Here is a 15,486-nt window from a genome sequence, read left to right on the forward strand (position 1 = left end):
GATATGACGACGCAGATGCTGGGCATCGACATCGGCGGATCGGGCATCAAGGGCGCACCGGTCGATCTGTCGGACGGCACGTTCACCCGGGACCGCTACCGCATCGACACGCCGAAACCGTCCGCGCCGGAGCCGGTCGCGGAGGTGGTCGGCGAGATCGTGCGGCACTTCGCCTGGGACGGCCCGGTCGGCGTGACGTTCCCGGGCGTGGTGATCGACGGGGTGACGCTGTCGGCGGCGAACGTGTCCAAGCACTGGATCGGGCAGGACGCGCGGAGCCTGTTCGCGAAGGCGACCGGGTGCCCGGTGACGCTGCTGAACGACGCCGACGCCGCCGGGATCGCGGAGATGCGGCTCGGATCGGGGAAGGGCCGCACCGGGACGGTCGTGCTGCTCACGCTCGGGACCGGGATCGGCAGCGCCGTGTTCACCGACGGTGTGCTCGTCCCGAACACCGAGTTCGGGCATCTGCAACTGCACGGCAAGGACGCGGAGGCGCGCGCGTCCGCCAAAGCCCGCGAGGAGCACGGCCTCGGCTGGGAGAAGTGGGCGAAGCGGCTCGGCGAGTACATGGCGCACCTGGAGGCGCTGATCTCGCCGTCGCTGATCATCGTCGGCGGCGGGGTGAGCCGCAAGTCCGAGCACTTCGTCCCGCTGATCAAGGGCGTGCGGGCGCCGATCGTCCCGGCGACGCTGGTCAACAACGCCGGGATCGTCGGTGCCGCGATGGCGGCGGCCGAGGAGACCGCGCCCGCCTAGAGGCCCGCCTGGACGGTCCTGAGCCGGACGGTGGCGATCTCCCACGGGCGCAGCGCGAGCGTGAGCGCGCCGCCCGCGGCCTCCAGCGGCTCACCGGGGCGTCCGCGCGCATCGGCGCGGGCCGCCTCGGTGAAGGGGCCGCGCAGGACGGCCGTGGCGGGCTCGGGCGTCTGGGCGACCATCCTGGCCTCGATCCACCCGCCGTCCCGGGGGCGCAGGGACGTCAGGGCGACGCCGCGTCCGGTGAGCGTGGGACCTTCGCGGGACGCGGGGACCGGCGCCCCGACCGGCCCGTACCCGGCCGTGGCCGCGAGGTCGTGCCGGTACTCCTCGGCGGCGTCCAGGACCCGCGGGCCGGGCCGGTCGCCGTCGTGGGGCATCAGGGCGAGGCCGACCGTCCGCCCGCCCCGGCACTGCGCCCGCGGCGTCGGGAGCTGCGGCCCGGCGGGCTGGTCGCGGTAGGCGTTGCGGTCGCGGGACAGGTACCCGACCGAGCGCAGCAGGGTGAGCGCCAGCTCGCCTCCCCCGCCGGTGATCTCGTACTCGGTCACGTGCTCCAGCAGGACGGCGAGGCCGCCCGCCGCGACGAACGCCGACGCGGGATAGGTCGGGACGGGACGCTCCCCGAACCCGCCCTCGGCGGCCGTCCCGCGCTCGACCACCGCGAACTGCCCCTCGGCGAACGAGGACTCCGCCCGGCGCGGCAGCGGCAGGTGCAGCCGGACGCGGTGGTCGTCGCACCGGTTGTCGAACGCGACCCGCAGCCGCAGGAACGGCTCGCCCGCGCGCAGCTCGGCGCGCATGGTGACCGTGATGTCCTCTCCATCCTCCGAGCGGGCGTCAGAAGCGGCGTCGCCGGACACGGGCCAGCGGTAGGTCCGGACGATGTCGAGCGCGGCCACCAGCGGCCCCGGCCGCACCGGCTCGACGCGGACGGTCAGCGGCGTCTCGACGAGCCGGTCCCGCGCGGGCGGGGCGTGGTTGTAGGTGTCGCCGAGGTCGCCGCCGTCCACGATCCGCCCCGCGCCCTCGACGACCTGCCCGGCTCGGGTGCGCAGGCGCAGCGTGCCGTCCTCGCGGACCTCGGCGCGCAGAAGCCCGTTGTCCAGCGTGGACGCGTCCGCCACCACCGGGCCGTCCACCTCGGCCGGAGCCGGAACAGAGGCCGGTGCCACGGCGGTCAGTCCCAGCGCGGGCGCGGGGACGAGCGCGGCGACCGTGCGGCGCGGGTCGGCGAGGACGCGGAGCCGCCAGTCGCCGTCCGCGCCGCGCAGGGCCTCGCGGACGTCGCCGATGTCGAACCGCGTGTCCGCGCGGGGCGTCACGTGGAAGGTGAGCGTGCGGTCGGCGGGCGACACCGACCAGTCCCGGATCTCCTGCCCGTACAGGACCCGCCCGTAGATCCGCTCCAGCAGGACCGGCAGGTCCGAGGCCGGGTGCACGGCGTCGTCCAGCACGGTCGGCGCGGTCTCCAGGACCTGGACGGGCACCGGCCGCCCCTCCCCCGTCACCAGCCCGTCCCCGCCGGCGGAGGGCACCTCCACGACGACCACGCCCCGGCGGGCGCGCGGCGACGGGTTGAACACCAGGTGCCCGCCGTGCGGGACCCCGGCGGCCCACCGCTCCAGCGCGAGGTCGCGGACGGCGCGGCCGAGCTGCCCGGCCTCGGCGGCCCGCGCCGCGACCTGCTCGGCGGTCTCGTCGGCGCCGCAGCCGGTGACCGAGTCGTGGCAGCTCACCTCGACGAGCCGCCGCCAGGCCAGGTCGAGGAACCGCCGCGCGTCGCCCGCGTACCAGAGCGCGGCGAGCGGCTCGGCGTACCGCTCGACGAGCCGTTCGCCCCGCCCCATGAGCTGCTTCAGCCTCACCCGGGCCGAGATCACGCCGGGCAGGATGTTCGCGCGGGCGTGCGAGCGCAGTTCGCCGCGCACGCGGGTCAGCCCCTCCACCGACGGCCCGACGGCGGCCATGTACCCGGTGAGGGTGTCCAGCCGCATGCCATCACCGGCGGCGGCGATCCGGTCGGCGAGGTCGGCGGCGGGCGCGGTGTGGTCGGCGCCGTACATCGCCAGCAGCGGGCCGCCGCGCGGATGCCAGCGGGACATCGCCTCGGCGAACGCGGCGGCGCGTCCCTCGGGCGCGCCGTCCTCGAACATCGACGCCGCGTTCCCGTAGCCGCCCTCGGGGAGGTACTGGGTGCGGATCACGGTCCCGTCCGGCGCCTCCCAGGCGAACGCGTGCTCCTGGACGCGGGACGGGACGCCCCGCCACACGCATGCGTGCTCCAGCCCCGCCAGCCGCAGGATCTGCGGCGTCTGCGCGCAGTGCCCGAACTGGTCGGGCAGGTAGCCGACCATCATCGCCGCGCCCAGCTCCTCCGCGCGCCGCAGCCCGAGCTCCAGGTTCCGGACGATGGTCTCCCCCGAGCACAGGAACTCGTCGTGGAGGATCTGCCAGGGGCCGACGGCGAGCCGCCCCTCCCGGACGAGCGCGACGATCTCCTCCCGGCGCTCGGGACGGATCTCCAGGTAGTCGTCGACGGCCGCCATCTGGCCGTCCAGGGTGAAGCGCCAGCGCGGGTCGGCGGCCATCCGCTCGACGACGCCGTCGAGCAGCGACACCAGCCGCAGCCGGAAACGCTGGAACGGCAGGTACCACTCGCGGTCCCAGTGGGTGTGGGGAACGACGACGATCGGGCCAACCTCGGTTTTCACCCGCACAGGGCGATCACCTCGTTCGTGTGGGTCTCCAGGCGGTGCATGCCGGGGTCCTTCGCCGGGACGGCGACGTGGTCGCCCCGGATCGCCACGCGCCGGCCGCCCGGCCCGACCAGGACGGTCCCGTCCGCGTCGAGCGCGACCAGGTCGTCCTCCACGCGCAGCAGCACGGGCGCGCGCGGGCCGGAGGAGACGGACGTGCGGCCGGAGCGCAGCGCGGCGACCACCCCGTCCGCCGAGGCGTCCTCGGCCAGCACCCAGGTCGTGGGCTCCCCGAGGATCTTGTGCTGCGCCGGGTCGTGGAAGTCGCTGCCGCCGACCGGGACGGCGCCGCCCGGCAGCCACAGGTCGGTCCAGGCGAGCGGCGCGCCCCAGGTGCGGTCCCACCAGGAGGAGTGCCAGATCTCGACCAGTGGCGGGCGGTCGGCCTCGGGCAGCGGGCGGCGCCAGGCGCAGTCGCCGCTCAGCGGGTGGTTGATCGACATCACCCCGCCCCGGTCGGCGGCGTAGCGCGCCCAGTCGGCGCTCGGGCGCCGGAAGTCGACCCAGCCGGTGTCGCCGAAGACGTTCGCGTGCCCGAGGTCGGTGGTGACCTCCTGGCCCGGCACGAGGACGACCCCGGCGTGCGCCCCGGCGGCGGGCAGCTCCGGATGGTGGCTGACGGTGTTGTGGTCGGTCACCGCCAGGAAGTCCAGCCCCCGGGCCGCGGCGCGGCCCGCCAGCTCGTCGACGGTGAGCGTCCCGTCGCTGTGGACGGTGTGGGCGTGCAGGTCGCCGGCCAGCCAGCGCCACCCGGCGGGCGCCGGGAGGTCGCGCGCGTGCGGGCGCTCGGGACGCGGCGCCAGGGTCTCGGCCTCGGGCTTCGGGAGCGGCACCGGGGACGTGGTGACCGCGACCTCGTAGGGCACGCCGCCCGGCGGGACGCGGTGCAGGCCGAGCCACACGTGCCACAGGCCCGGCTCCAGCTCGCCGGGCAGGTACCCGGGCGTGGCCCAGTCGGGCGTCACGGTGTAGCGGCGGCGGGCGCCGCCCGACCAGCCCCGGAACCCGTCCGGGCCGTGGCACCCGAGGTCGATGACGCCGCCCTCGAACGACAGCTCGACGGTCAGGGACGCCGTTCCCGGCGGGACCTCGAAGGGCAGCTCGCGCAGGCCCCGCTCCAGCCGGTCCTCCAGGCTCCAGCGCCCGCTGTGCGCGGTCATCGGCGTCCTCCAGTCGTGTCCATCCGCGTTTCCTCCTCCTCGCCGCCCGTGACCAGCTCGCCGTCCCGGTAGACCAGGACGCGCCCGGGGCGGGGGACGGCCCACCCCGCTGCTCCCGGTTCGGGCTCGCGGCCCTCCCCGACCACAACGTGCACGGCGCCGCCCGCGCCGTCCAGGGTCACCAGTGCCGAACCGCCGAGGTGCTCGACGACCGACACGATCCCGGGGAAGGCCCCCTCGGTCGCCTCCGAGGCGTAGTCCAGGTACTCGGGTCGTACCCCGCAGACGATCTCCTCCCCCTCGCCGAGGCGTCCGCGCGCCTCGTCCGGGACGGGCAGCTCCGCCCCGGCGACGGCGACACGGCCGTCCCGGACCGTCCCGGCCAGCAGGTTCATGGGCGTCGAGCCGATGAACGAGGCGGCGAACACGTTCGCGGGGCGGCGGAACACCTCCTCCGGCGTGCCGAGCTGCCGGATCCGGCCCGCCTCCATCACCGCGATCCGGTCGGCGAGCGCGAGCGCCTCCGCCTGGTCGTGCGTGACGAACACGGTCGTGATCGCGAGGTCGCGCTGGAGCCGCTTGAGCCGGGTGCGCGCCTCCAGCCGCAGCCGCGCGTCGAGGTTGGACAGCGGCTCGTCCAGCAGGAACACGCGGGGCTCGGCCACCAGCGCGCGGGCCAGCGCGACCCGCTGCTGCTGGCCGCCCGACAGCTCCCCCGGGCGGCGCGCCTCCAGCCCCGCGAGACCGAGGAGGCGCGCGGCGTCGGCGGCGCGCGCGTGCCGGTCCGCGCGCGGCCGCCGCCGGACGCGCAGCGGGTAGGCGATGTTGTCCAGGACGGTCATGTGCGGGAAGAGCGCGTAGTCCTGGAAGACCATCCCGACCCCGCGCCGTCCGGGCGGCAGCCGGGTCACCTCGCCGCCGTCGAAGGCGACCGTCCCGCCGGAGGCGGCCTCCAGCCCGGCGATCGTGCGCAGCAGCGTCGTCTTGCCGCAGCCGGACGGGCCGAGCAGCGCGAAGAACTCGCCGTCCGCCACGTCCAGGCCGAGCGCGTCCAGGGCGCGGACGCCGCCGGGGTACACCTTCGTCAGCCCGCGCACGGTGATGGCCGCCATCAGCGCTTGATCCCTCCGTGGAAGCGGAACCCGTACCGGCGGCTCACGAACAGGTACATCGCCACGACCAGCAGGGAGTACAGCAGCGAGAACGTCGAGATCAGCGCGAGGTCCGGCTGGCCGCCCTCGGTGTAGAACGTGTACATGACGACCGAGGCGGGCGCCTTGTCCGGGTCGCGGAGCAGCAGGAACGGCATCAGGAAGTCGCCCCACACCTGCGCGACCGCCCAGACCCCGACGGTGGCGAGGCCCGGCCTGATCACCGGGACGACGACGTGCCGCAGCACCTGGAGCGGCGACGCGCCGAACACCCGCGCCGCCTCCTCGTAGGAGGGGGGCGTGGCGTCGGTGAAGTCCTTCAGCAGGAAGATCGCCGCGGGCAGCAGCCCGCCGGTCAGCACCAGCACCACCCCGAGCCGCGAGTCGATCAGGTGCAGGTCGAAGGCCAGCAGGAACACCGGCACCATCGCGGCCGTCCCGGTGACGATGGACGACAGCAGGAGCAGGACGTACAGCAGCGCGTCCCGCCCCGGCACGCGGACCCGGCTGAGCGCGTACGCCGCGAGCGCCGCGCACGTGACGACCAGCGCGGCCGTCCCGCCCGCGAGCAGGACGGAGTTGCGCAGCGACGCCAGCGCGTAGGGGTTGTCCATCAGCACGCGGAAGTTGTGCAGGGTGAACTCGGGCAGCGAGGCGGAGATGCCCGGGTCGGCGTCGAACGGCGCGAACGCCAGCCACAGCAGCGGCAGCGAGAAGAACCCGAGCACGGCCGACACGAACGTCGCCAGCCCGATCCGGCGGAGCGCCCCGCGCACGGCCTCGTTCACGACGCCCCCGCCGGGGCGGCGCGGCGGGCGCGGAGGGCGCGCAGGTAGACCAGCGCGACCGCCAGGTTGATCAGGATCATGATGAGCGAGACCGCGGCCCCGGCGCCGAGCCGCCCGTCGCCGAGCGCGGTCCGGTAGACGTACACCGACATGATCTCCGAGCGCCCGTCCGGCCCGCCCGCCGTGATCAGGAACGGGGTGAAGTCGTTGAACGTCCACAGGCCGACCAGCAGCAGGCTCGTCAGGACGTGGCCGCGCACGTGCGGATAGACCACGTCCCGCAGCGTCTGGAGGGTCGAGGCGCCCGCGAGCGCGGCGGTCTCCAGATGGGAGGGCGGAACGTTCCCGAGCGCCGCTCCGTACAGCATCATCGAGAACGCCGTCCCGTGCCAGACGTTGAACACGATGACGCACCCCATCGGATGGTCGAGCAGCCACGCCGTCCCCGGCGTGCCGAGCAGCGCGTTCAGCGTGCCGCCGTCGCGGTCGAGCAGCGCGATCCACAGGAACGCGATGACCGAGGACGGCAGGATCCACGCCAGCAGCACCAGCCCCTCCACCAGCCGCCGCACCGGCCCCGACCGGTCGCGCATCACCCAGGCGACGGCGAACCCCAGCAGCGTCTGCCCGAGCACCGCCGACCCGATGACGAACTGCGCCGTCAGCCACAGCGACCGGTGGAAGTCGCCGTCGCCGAGGACGTCGCGGTAGTTGGCGGTGCCGACGAACCGGGGCTCGCTCGCCGCGACGCCGGTGAGCCGGTAGTCGGTGGTGCCGAGGTAGAGCGTCCACAGCGCCGGGAAGACGAGGAACACCGCGACGAGGACCAGCGCGGGCGCGACGAACGCCGCGGCGCGGGCCCGGCCGAGGCCCGCCGCGTCGTCCGCGCCGGACCGGGCGGGCTCGGCGGCGACGTCAGCGCGCGGCGACGTTGGCGGCGCCACCGACGATCCCCTCCAGCTTCTCGGAGTAGCGGGCGGCCGCGTCCTGCGGGCTCGTGCCCGACACGACGGCGGCCGTGGCCTCCTGCAAGGCGGTGGACACCCGCGGGTACACCGCGAGCCCCGGCCGGTAGGACGTGACGGGCAGCGCCTTCTCCGACACGAACGTCAGGAACGGGTCGCCCGCGAGGATCTGCTTGTTCACGTCCGTCCGGGACGTGATCTCCGGCGTTCCGGCCGTCCGCGCCCGCGTCATCTCGGCGGAGTTCATGTAGGCCAGGAGCGCGAACGCCTGCTGCGGGTACTTGGTGTTCGGGTTGAGGACGGTGACCGCCCCGCCCGACATGCTCACGAACGACTGGCCGCGCACGCCCCTCCCCGGCGCGACGGCCGGGATGAGCGCGTAGCCGACGTCCTGGTCACGGGTCCTCATCCGCGCGACGCCGCTCTTGGGATTGAGGACGTCGCGCCAGAGGTAGTCGCCCTCGGCAAGGATCCCGATCCTGCCCGCCGCGAACTCCTCGAAGGACTTGTCGCGCCCCTTGGCCTCCTGCTGGAGCTTCGGGTCGCCGAGCCCCTCCGGCCCGTAGATCTGCGCGTACAGGCCCAGGACCTGCTGGAGGGCCTGCCCGCCGCCCGTCCATTTGCCGCCGGAGTAGATCTCGGCCCCGGCACCGGCCAGCAGCGGCAGCACGCCCTGCATGCTGGTCGCCTCGCCCATCGCCGTGCCCGCGTCCAACTGGACGGGCGTCACGCCGGGGAGCCGCTTCAGCGCACGCGCCGCCGCGAGGACGTCCTGCCAGCTCCGCGGCTGCCAGGCCGCGGGGAGCCCGGCCCGCGCGAACAGCCTCCGGTTGAAGTACAGGACGCGGCCGTCGGTCGAGGGCGGGACGCCGTAGCGCCTCCCCTCGAACGACGCCTGCCTCTGGACGGACGCGGGGATCGCCGTCCAGCCGTCCCAGGCGTCCGCCGGAGGGCCCACGACGTCGCCGAGCGGCCGGATGTAGCCCGCCTGGGCGAACTCCCCCACCCAGATGCCGTCGATGTCCACGATGTCGGCGCCGGAGCGGGACTTCAGGTCGAGCGCGAGCCTGGTCTTGTACGCCTCGTCGGCCACGCCCTGCCCGCGGAACGTCACCTTCGCGGTGACGCCCTTGGCCTTCTGCGCCGCGACGAACCCCGGGATCACCGTCCGGGTGATCCACTCGGCCTCCTCGGCGTTCTTGCCGCCCGCGATGGCGTTGCGCGTGATCGTCAGGGTGAGGCTCTTGGCGTCCCGGCCCCGATCGGGGTCGGCCGGGGATCCGCCGCCGCATCCGGCCGCGACCACCGCCATGACCATTGCCATGACCACCGCCGCGAGCGCCGCCGCGCCGATCCGTCCGCCGGGTAAGCCCGTACCGGAGAAGCCCATGGGTGACCTCCACACGCGTCACCACTCAACGTGACCGATGTTCGCCATCACGTAAAGACCCCGGATACCGGAATCGGGGCGACCGGCCGGTGAACGGCGACCGGCGGGCGGTGGCGGGCGGCGGGCGGTCAGGGGTCCATGAGGTCGGCCGCGTGCGCGGCGAACGCCTCCATCGCCTTGGCGGTGATCGGGCCCGGCGCGGCGGGCAGGGCCCGCCCGTCCACGACCCGGATCGGCTGGATGTCGCGCGTCGTGGAGGTCAGGAACGCCTCGTCCGCACTGTGCAGGGCGTCGAGCGGGACGTCCTCCTCCTCGCCGCCGCACCACTCCAGCGCCAGCTCGCGCGTCACCCCGGCCAGGCAGCCCGCCGACAGCGGCGGCGTGAGCAGCCGGCCGCCGCGCACCACGAACACGTTGCTGCCGGTGCCCTCGCACAGGTTCCCCGCGAGGTTGCCGAAGATCGCCTCACCGCCGCCGCGCTCGGTCGCGAACGCGAGCGCGACCGCGTTCTCGGCGTAGGACGTGGTCTTCACACCGGCCAGCGCGCCCCGCTCGTTGCGCGGCCACGGCACCACCGTCACCTCCGCCGTCGCGGGGAACGGGCGCTGCTCCGCCACGATGATCGTCACGGTCGGGCCCGCGTCGCCCCGGTTCGAGCCGAGCGGCCCCGGCCCGCTCGTGCAGGTGATGCGGATCCGCGCCAGCGGCCACCTCGGCGCCGCCGCCAGCACCTCCAGCACGCCCTGGGCGAGCGCGTCGTGGTCGGGCTCGGGCAGCCCGAGGGCCGCCGCCGAGCGGGCGAGCCGCCGCAGATGCCGGGTCAGGGCGAACGGCTCCCCGCGCGACGCCTTCACCGTCTCGAAGATCCCGTCCCCGACGAGGACGCCGTGGTCGAACACCGACACCACGGCCCGCTCAGCGTCGAGCAGTTCCCCGTTCATCCAGATCCTGGGCTCGCTCACCCGAGGCCACCTCCAGTAGCCGAGCCGCCTTCAGCTCGGTCTCACGCCATTCCCGTCGCGGATCGGACCCCCACGTGATGCCCGCGCCCGTGCCGAACCGGAGCACTCCGTCCACCGCCCAGAAACTCCGGATGCCCACCGCGAGCGCGCCCCGCCGGGAGTCCGCGTCCACCCAGCCGACGGCCCCACAGTACGGGCCCCGGGGCACGGGTTCGAGTTCATCCAGCAGCGCCAGGGCGCTGGACTTCGGCGCGCCGGTCACCGAACCCGGAGGAAACGTCGCCGCCAGTAGACCGGGCCACCCGCCCCGCGTCACCCGCGCCCGCACCGTCGACACCAGGTGGACGAGCCCCGGATGCTCCTCCAGCTCACACAGCCCCGGCACCCGCACCGACCCGGTCTCGGCGACCCGCCCGAGGTCGTTCCGGACGAGATCGACGATCATGATGTTCTCGGCCTCGTCCTTGGGCAGCAGGTCGGCGGCCGTCCGGCCGGTCCCCTTGATCGGACGGGACTCCACCACGTCCCCGTCCCGCCGCAGGTAGAGCTCGGGCGACGCGCACGCGACCTCAAGGCCCGGCACCCGCAGCGTCATCGCGTACGGCGCCGGGTTGCCGCGCGCCAGCCGCGCGCCGAGCCCGGCGATGTCGGCGCGGTCCGCCAGCGGCGCGGACAGCACCCGGCACAGGTTCGCCTGGTAGACGATCCCGTCCGCGATCGCATCCCTGATCCGCTCGACGCCCGCCACGTACCGCGCCTCGTCCAGCGAGGAGGCCCACTCCCCCGGCGCGCGCCACACGCCCCCCGGATGCCTCGCGGGACGCACGTCGTCGAACCGCGCGCAGGTGACCTCGCCCTCATAGGTGACCACGACCGCCCACCACCCCCGGGAGTCTAGCGCCGCCGGGTCGTCGGTCACGTCCGCGAGGCCCGTCGCCAGCAGTCCCCCCGCATAGGCGAAGTTCACGGCAGGACGCACCCGAACGAGTCCGCGAGGCCGGCCAGCCCGGCGTCGGTCACCCGCAGCGCCCGCCGCGTCGTGCCCCGCTCGAACCAGCCCAGCTCGATCATCCGGCTCGTCAGCGCCGCCCCGAGCGCCCCGTTCAGATGCGGGCGCCGCTCCGTCCAGTCGAGGCACTGCCAGGCGAACCTCCGCCGCGCCCTCCGCAGCGCCGGAACGTCCAGCCCGAGCGCCTCGAACCGCTCCTCGCCCTTCCCGGTGACCTCGTACGCCTCCTCGCCGTCGGGCTCGATCAGGCCGGCGTCCAGCAGCGCCGCGAACAACGCGACCCCGGCCTCGCCCGCCAGATGGTCATAGCAGGTCCGCGCCACGTGCAGCCGCGCCGCGTCCCGCGACTGCCGCAGGCTCCGCGCCCGCACCGACGGGCTGATCCGCGACAGCGCCTCGATCACCAGCGCGACCTCGGCGCCGTTCAGCCGGTAGTACCGCCACCGGCCCTGCTTGATCACCGTGACGAGCCCGCCGTCCAGCAACCGCGCCAGATGGGCGCTCGCCGTCTGCGCGCTGACGCCCGCCGTGCGGGCCAGTTCCCCGGCCGCCAGCGGCCGCCCGTCCAGCAGCGCCGTCAGCATCGCGGCCCGCGCCCGATCGGCCAGCAGCGCCGCCACCGGCGCGAAGTCGGAGGTGAGGACATGTTCGGAGTCCATACGACGAGCCTATGCGCCGCATCCTTCGACGCCCGTCGAAGCGACCCGCCGCGAAACCGGTTTGGGGAACGCGCCGGGACGCGCTAAGGTTTTGCCCGTCGCCGCAAGACCGGGCGGCACACGCGGAAGTGGCTCAGGGGTAGAGCATCACCTTGCCAAGGTGAGGGTCGCGGGTTCAAATCCCGTCTTCCGCTCTGAGGGGCCTTTCAGGCTATGAACCAGAGGGTCTCGATTCTGGTGGAGTGGCCGAGAGGCGAGGCAACGGCCTGCAAAGCCGTGTACACGGGTTCAAATCCCGTCTCCACCTCGACACCGCACCTCCCCCCGGAGGCGGCGGCCTGGGGCGATTAGCTCAGTGGGAGAGCGCTACCTTGACACGGTAGAGGCCACTGGTTCAATCCCAGTATCGCCCACCGAGTAAGCCCAGGTCAGCCCACAGGCGGCGGCTTGGGCTTTTTCGGTTTGGTGCAGTTGGGCACGGAATCGGGAGCACCATGCTCCCCGGGCCGTCGCGGACTACCCGATCTCAGGTAGTGGTCAACCGGGAGCACCTGCTCCCGCCCCGACCCCCACCCGGACGTCACGGGTGGCCCCCGCGGGTTCGGCGGTTCAGGCTGGTCCAGCGGCGTTGGAGCTGGGCGATCAGACGGCGGCGCATGGCGTCGGTGACATGGCTGTAGACGCCCTGGATGCCTCTCATCCGGTGGCCCATCCGCTCCTGTTTGAGTACTTCGGGGACGTCCAACTCGTCCAGGACGGTCTTGTGGTGGTGGCGGAGCCCGTGTAAGACCGCGCCGGGCAGGATCGGGTGAGGGCTCCCCGTCACAGGCGGGTCGCCAGATGCGCCGAGCGAAGTTGGAGCGTCGTAGCCACTCCCCCGCCCTGCCGATGAACAGCTGGTCATGGTCGTGGCCGACGATGACCTCCTCCAACAGTTGGACCAGGAAGGGCGGGAGATCAATGCGGCGGACGGCGGCTTCGCTCTTGGGCGGCCCCAACCACAGTTTCCCGGCCACCTCGTGCAGGGAACCGACGTCGGGGCCGATGAGCAGGTAGCCCTCGCCGGTGTGGCAGTTGACCCGGTCGAGTCCTGCCAGCTCACCCCAGCGCAATCCGGTCCAGGCAGCGGTGATCGCCATGACCTGGGCATTACGACCGCCTGTCCGGCGGATGCGTTCGGTGATCTGGTGGGCTTGCGTGCTGCTGGGGACCGGGCGGGCACGGCGCCTGGGCGCGTTGGCGCTGGTGGTGGTTCGGGGTATGCGCAGGCCCTGGACGGGTTGCGGGCGAGCATGCGTTCGTCGACCGCGGCGGTCAGCACGACCGACAGCAGCGTCACGATCCCGCTGACGGTGGAGGACGCGTACCGCTCGGCCAACTCATTGGCCCAGCGGTTGACCGCCAATCGACGGATCTCCTCCAGACTGGTCTCCCTGAAGGCAGGCAGGATGTGGTAGTCGAGGTAGTGGTCGTATTTGGCCTGGGTGCTGGGGGCCACGCGGTGGGAGCGTCGCCACTGGTCGGCCCATTCGGCCAACAGAGTGCGCGAGTCATTGGGGTCGATGAACCGGCCGCGCCGGCCGGCTGAGTCCATGGCCTCGGCCGCCTGGGGGGCGCCGGTCTTGGTGCGGTATTTGTCGGGACTGGTGCGGACGGTGCCGTCGGCGTCCCGGTAGCGGACCCGGTACCACGGGCCGCGCTTTCCGCCCAAGCCATCAGTGATGCCGGGGCGGGCTCAAGGCTGGCTAGCGGCGCTGCCGCCACCGCACGGGACGTGCGCCGACGGCGACGATCGCCTCCAGGTCGGCGCGGGAGAACCGCAGATGCTTCCCAACGAAGGTGCAGGAACGGCGCGGTCTGCGGCCTTACGGCGCAGCCACGACGCTTTTACGCCGAGCAGCTCAGCGGCCTCCTCGGGGCTGTACAGCAGCGGATCACCCCCGCTCATGGCCCGGCCTCGGGGTCATCAGCGACTCCCGTCGAGCGCCCCCGCTCGCGTAACCTGCACCCTTCACGGTTCAAGGTCCACGCAGCACCAGAACGTCCTTTTGCGCGATGAGAATGGAGGGAGACCCATCCCTCGGGCAGCCCCATCATCCATTCGACGAATCGGGCGCTCAGTCGTGGTTGTCTCCGCTGGCCGGGTTCGAGCGGCGCCGGTGCCGGGCGGTCGAGGATCGTTTCCCAACGGTGGATCGCATGCTGGTACGGGCCCCAGCCGAAGCAGTTGTCGGGGGTGGGTACAGCCTTCCGAAGCTGAAGATGGCGGCGGCCCGGATGGCGGCGGCGTGGGCGTTTGTCCTGGCGGAGCGGCCCGGGGGGGTGGGCGTAGGCGTCGGTAGCGGAGATGATGGCCGCGGCCGGGCAGGTCGTCTCCCGCGATGATCTGGCGGCGGCGGTGGAGTCGGTGCGGGAGCTGCCGCCGCCGAGTGAGGCCGACGACGGGGACGCCGAGTGGCGGACCGCGCTGGTCGGCCGGTACGGCCCGGTGCGGACGTTCATCGAGGTGCCGACCTGGGCCCTCGGTGAGGCCCGGTGCGGGATCTGAGGGGAGTGAACGGGGCGGGACCTCAGGTGGCCTCGCCCCGTTCGGGTTTGAGATCAGCCGTCGACGTTGAAGGCGTCTCCCTCGGTCCGGGCCGAGGCGGCGTCCAGTACGCGGTTGGCGTCGAAGAAGTTCTTCAAATCGGCGCCTTGGCTGTCCTGCTCACGTTTGGGCACCCAGTCGTATCCGTTGCCAGGGCGTGTTCCGCCCTCGTTGGTGGCCGCGAAGGCGTATTCGTCGCAGCTCGGCTTGTTTCGAGGGTCGGACAGCGGCAGTGGCCAGCCGGCCGGCGGCCGCCAGCCCTGGGGCAGCTTGGCCTTCCCGCACACCGCGGAGCGGTGGCCGGCCTTGAGGAAGCTGTTGCGGTGCAGCACCTTCGGGGCACCCCGCCCCTGCCACTGGCGGATGTTCGCATCGATGAAGCGGAGCCTGTGCAGGCTGGTGATGGTCGGTGTGAACTCGGGCACGACACAGCCGGCGCCCTGAGGCTTCAGAAGATCATCGCAGCGAACGTCGGTTGTCGCCCGGGCTGCCGCTGGCATGCCCGCCCCCGGTACGGGCATCTCCGGCGTGACAATGATGATGGGCTTGTTGTGCTCCTGCTGTGGGGTCTGGTCGCGGTAGTTCAGTTTGCCTGTAAACGATTGACCCTTGGCGGATGACGGGCCCGCCACTTCCCCGGTTCCGACGCAAGTGCCTTCGCACTTGGTGGTGATGATATTGATCAGCCCAAGCGTCAGGCCCTGGGCGTAGGTGGTGTCGAAGAAGATCTCTGCGGTGAACTCCCGGCTCTTGATCTGTGTCCGCCAGACAATGGCGAGGTCAGCGACGGTGTGGCCGACCGCATGGCCTTTGCCATCGGAGATGATGGTCCGCACCGTGAATTTTTCGCAGGCGGCCGTCCGGCTTGGTTTGACGCAGTGCGGCGAAGAGGGGGACGCCTTCGGGCCAGCCGCTGCCGACTGTTGGGGGATGAGGGTGGATTTGATGTGCAGTCCGTTACGGGGTGTTGCTGTCGCGGAGGCTGATGCCGGCCCGGCGACCAGCCCCGACATGATCAAGGCGATTAACGCCGGTAACCAGATAAAACGCACAGGTGTTCCTTTCCTCGTGTCTGTGGAGAGTTACATGACGGTGATCCCGCTCCGGCAGGTCACCGCACCATCGCGGCAGACTCCGGCGTTCAGCCCGTCGCTGTTCCGGCGGATACCGCATTCGCATGGTTATACGATGGCGATGGCTATGGGGGATACCAGTGCCGGGTGGGCAGCCTTGCAGGGAAGAGTTTCACGCCGATACCCGGCAAATCTGTTTGCCTCGGTGATGTAAGGCGGTTGTT

General features: G+C 72.9%; 15 protein-coding genes, 3 tRNA genes and 1 pseudogene. 7 read left to right on the top strand and 12 right to left on the bottom strand.

Annotated features, from left to right (window positions below; genetic code table 11):
- Positions 1–3 precede the first annotated feature (3 nt).
- Positions 4–759, top strand: a complete 756-nt coding sequence (gene ppgK, locus KLI87_RS30430; protein WP_156218597.1) for a polyphosphate--glucose phosphotransferase — start codon at positions 4–6, stop codon at positions 757–759.
- On the opposite strand, the gene KLI87_RS30435 is transcribed toward ppgK, so the two are convergent.
- From KLI87_RS30435 to KLI87_RS30475, 9 genes are all read right to left on the bottom strand, one after another.
- A complete protein-coding gene (locus KLI87_RS30435; protein WP_214619825.1) occupies positions 756–3,473 on the bottom strand; it encodes a glycoside hydrolase family 38 C-terminal domain-containing protein in 2,718 nt (905 codons plus the stop codon). The two genes, ppgK and KLI87_RS30435, sit on opposite strands and share 4 nt — an antisense overlap.
- Positions 3,470–4,678: a CehA/McbA family metallohydrolase gene (locus KLI87_RS30440; RefSeq protein ID WP_214619826.1), complete on the bottom strand. Its 1,209-nt coding sequence runs from the start codon at positions 4,676–4,678 to the stop codon at positions 3,470–3,472. Before KLI87_RS30440 ends, KLI87_RS30435 begins: the two co-directional genes overlap by 4 nt.
- Positions 4,675–5,790: an ABC transporter ATP-binding protein gene (locus tag KLI87_RS30445; RefSeq protein WP_156218599.1), complete on the bottom strand. Its 1,116-nt coding sequence runs from the start codon at positions 5,788–5,790 to the stop codon at positions 4,675–4,677. Before KLI87_RS30445 ends, KLI87_RS30440 begins: the two co-directional genes overlap by 4 nt.
- Positions 5,790–6,617, bottom strand: coding sequence for a carbohydrate ABC transporter permease (locus KLI87_RS30450; protein WP_308166317.1), 828 nt, complete (start codon positions 6,615–6,617; stop codon positions 5,790–5,792). Before KLI87_RS30450 ends, KLI87_RS30445 begins: the two co-directional genes overlap by 1 nt.
- Positions 6,614–7,561 carry a carbohydrate ABC transporter permease gene (locus KLI87_RS30455; protein WP_214619827.1) on the bottom strand — a complete coding sequence of 316 codons (948 nt, stop codon included), beginning with the start codon at positions 7,559–7,561 and terminating at the stop codon, positions 6,614–6,616. Before KLI87_RS30455 ends, KLI87_RS30450 begins: the two co-directional genes overlap by 4 nt.
- The gene (locus tag KLI87_RS30460) at positions 7,533–8,972 is read right to left on the bottom strand and encodes an extracellular solute-binding protein (protein WP_250904418.1); all 1,440 of its coding nucleotides are present in this window, start codon (positions 8,970–8,972) and stop codon (positions 7,533–7,535) included. Before KLI87_RS30460 ends, KLI87_RS30455 begins: the two co-directional genes overlap by 29 nt.
- A gap of 128 nt (positions 8,973–9,100) precedes the next feature.
- Positions 9,101–9,913 carry an aminotransferase class IV gene (locus KLI87_RS30465; protein WP_156218826.1) on the bottom strand — a complete coding sequence of 271 codons (813 nt, stop codon included), beginning with the start codon at positions 9,911–9,913 and terminating at the stop codon, positions 9,101–9,103.
- Positions 9,888–10,901: a chorismate-binding protein gene (locus KLI87_RS30470; RefSeq protein WP_308166319.1), complete on the bottom strand. Its 1,014-nt coding sequence runs from the start codon at positions 10,899–10,901 to the stop codon at positions 9,888–9,890. Before KLI87_RS30470 ends, KLI87_RS30465 begins: the two co-directional genes overlap by 26 nt.
- Positions 10,898–11,602, bottom strand: a complete 705-nt coding sequence (locus tag KLI87_RS30475) for a helix-turn-helix transcriptional regulator (protein ID WP_214619828.1) — start codon at positions 11,600–11,602, stop codon at positions 10,898–10,900. The genes KLI87_RS30470 and KLI87_RS30475 overlap by 4 nt, the downstream gene beginning before the upstream one ends.
- A 122-nt stretch (positions 11,603–11,724) precedes the next feature.
- On the opposite strand from KLI87_RS30475, the gene KLI87_RS30480 reads away from it, so the two are divergent.
- The 3 genes from KLI87_RS30480 to KLI87_RS30490 all read left to right on the top strand — a co-directional run bounded on the left by KLI87_RS30480 (position 11,725) and on the right by KLI87_RS30490 (position 12,015).
- Positions 11,725–11,796 (top strand) — tRNA-Gly (locus tag KLI87_RS30480).
- Between the two features lie 42 nt (positions 11,797–11,838).
- A tRNA-Cys gene (locus KLI87_RS30485) sits at positions 11,839–11,909 on the top strand.
- 34 nt (positions 11,910–11,943) lie between these two features.
- Positions 11,944–12,015 (top strand) — tRNA-Val (locus tag KLI87_RS30490).
- 167 nt (positions 12,016–12,182) lie between these two features.
- Here KLI87_RS30490 and KLI87_RS40500 read toward each other — a convergent pair.
- The gene (locus tag KLI87_RS40500) at positions 12,183–12,428 is read right to left on the bottom strand and encodes a hypothetical protein (RefSeq protein ID WP_250904419.1); all 246 of its coding nucleotides are present in this window, start codon (positions 12,426–12,428) and stop codon (positions 12,183–12,185) included.
- A gap of 76 nt (positions 12,429–12,504) precedes the next feature.
- On the opposite strand from KLI87_RS40500, the gene KLI87_RS40505 reads away from it, so the two are divergent.
- Entirely contained in the window at positions 12,505–13,059 is a 555-nt protein-coding gene (locus KLI87_RS40505; RefSeq protein WP_250904420.1) for a hypothetical protein, read from the top strand.
- On the opposite strand, the pseudogene KLI87_RS41955 reads toward KLI87_RS40505, so the two are convergent.
- Positions 13,038–13,196 (bottom strand): annotated as a pseudogene (locus KLI87_RS41955) (hypothetical protein); the annotation flags it as partial. The gene KLI87_RS40505 and the pseudogene KLI87_RS41955 sit on opposite strands and share 22 nt — an antisense overlap.
- Positions 13,197–13,949: 753 nt before the next feature.
- On the opposite strand from KLI87_RS41955, the gene KLI87_RS30500 reads away from it, so the two are divergent.
- Positions 13,950–14,150 (top strand): hypothetical protein, encoded by a 201-nt coding sequence (locus KLI87_RS30500; protein WP_214619830.1) that lies wholly within the window; start codon positions 13,950–13,952, stop codon positions 14,148–14,150.
- Between the two features lie 53 nt (positions 14,151–14,203).
- Here the strand turns inward: KLI87_RS30500 and KLI87_RS30505 are convergent, their stop codons facing one another.
- The gene (locus KLI87_RS30505) at positions 14,204–15,025 is read right to left on the bottom strand and encodes a NucA/NucB deoxyribonuclease domain-containing protein (protein ID WP_214619831.1); all 822 of its coding nucleotides are present in this window, start codon (positions 15,023–15,025) and stop codon (positions 14,204–14,206) included.
- Here KLI87_RS30505 and KLI87_RS30510 point away from each other — a divergent pair.
- Positions 15,012–15,476, top strand: a complete 465-nt coding sequence (locus KLI87_RS30510) for a hypothetical protein (RefSeq protein ID WP_214619832.1) — start codon at positions 15,012–15,014, stop codon at positions 15,474–15,476. The genes KLI87_RS30505 and KLI87_RS30510 overlap by 14 nt on opposite strands.
- Positions 15,477–15,486: the final 10 nt, after the last annotated feature.

The sequence above is a fragment of the Actinomadura sp. NEAU-AAG7 genome, from assembly GCF_018603865.1.
Classification (GTDB): domain Bacteria; phylum Actinomycetota; class Actinomycetes; order Streptosporangiales; family Streptosporangiaceae; genus Spirillospora; species Spirillospora litoris.

Coding starts and splice junctions, on each gene's coding strand:
- ppgK (WP_156218597.1), top strand. CDS start 4: ATGACGACGCAGATGCTGGGCATCGACATCGGCGGATCGGGCATCAAG.
- KLI87_RS30440 (WP_214619826.1), bottom strand. CDS start 4,678: ATGACCGCGCACAGCGGGCGCTGGAGCCTGGAGGACCGGCTGGAGCGG.
- KLI87_RS30445 (WP_156218599.1), bottom strand. CDS start 5,790: ATGGCGGCCATCACCGTGCGCGGGCTGACGAAGGTGTACCCCGGCGGC.
- KLI87_RS30460 (WP_250904418.1), bottom strand. CDS start 8,972: ATGGGCTTCTCCGGTACGGGCTTACCCGGCGGACGGATCGGCGCGGCG.
- KLI87_RS30465 (WP_156218826.1), bottom strand. CDS start 9,913: ATGAACGGGGAACTGCTCGACGCTGAGCGGGCCGTGGTGTCGGTGTTC.
- KLI87_RS30475 (WP_214619828.1), bottom strand. CDS start 11,602: ATGGACTCCGAACATGTCCTCACCTCCGACTTCGCGCCGGTGGCGGCG.
- KLI87_RS40505 (WP_250904420.1), top strand. CDS start 12,505: ATGGTCGTGGCCGACGATGACCTCCTCCAACAGTTGGACCAGGAAGGG.
- KLI87_RS30500 (WP_214619830.1), top strand. CDS start 13,950: ATGATGGCCGCGGCCGGGCAGGTCGTCTCCCGCGATGATCTGGCGGCG.
- KLI87_RS30510 (WP_214619832.1), top strand. CDS start 15,012: ATGATGGTCCGCACCGTGAATTTTTCGCAGGCGGCCGTCCGGCTTGGT.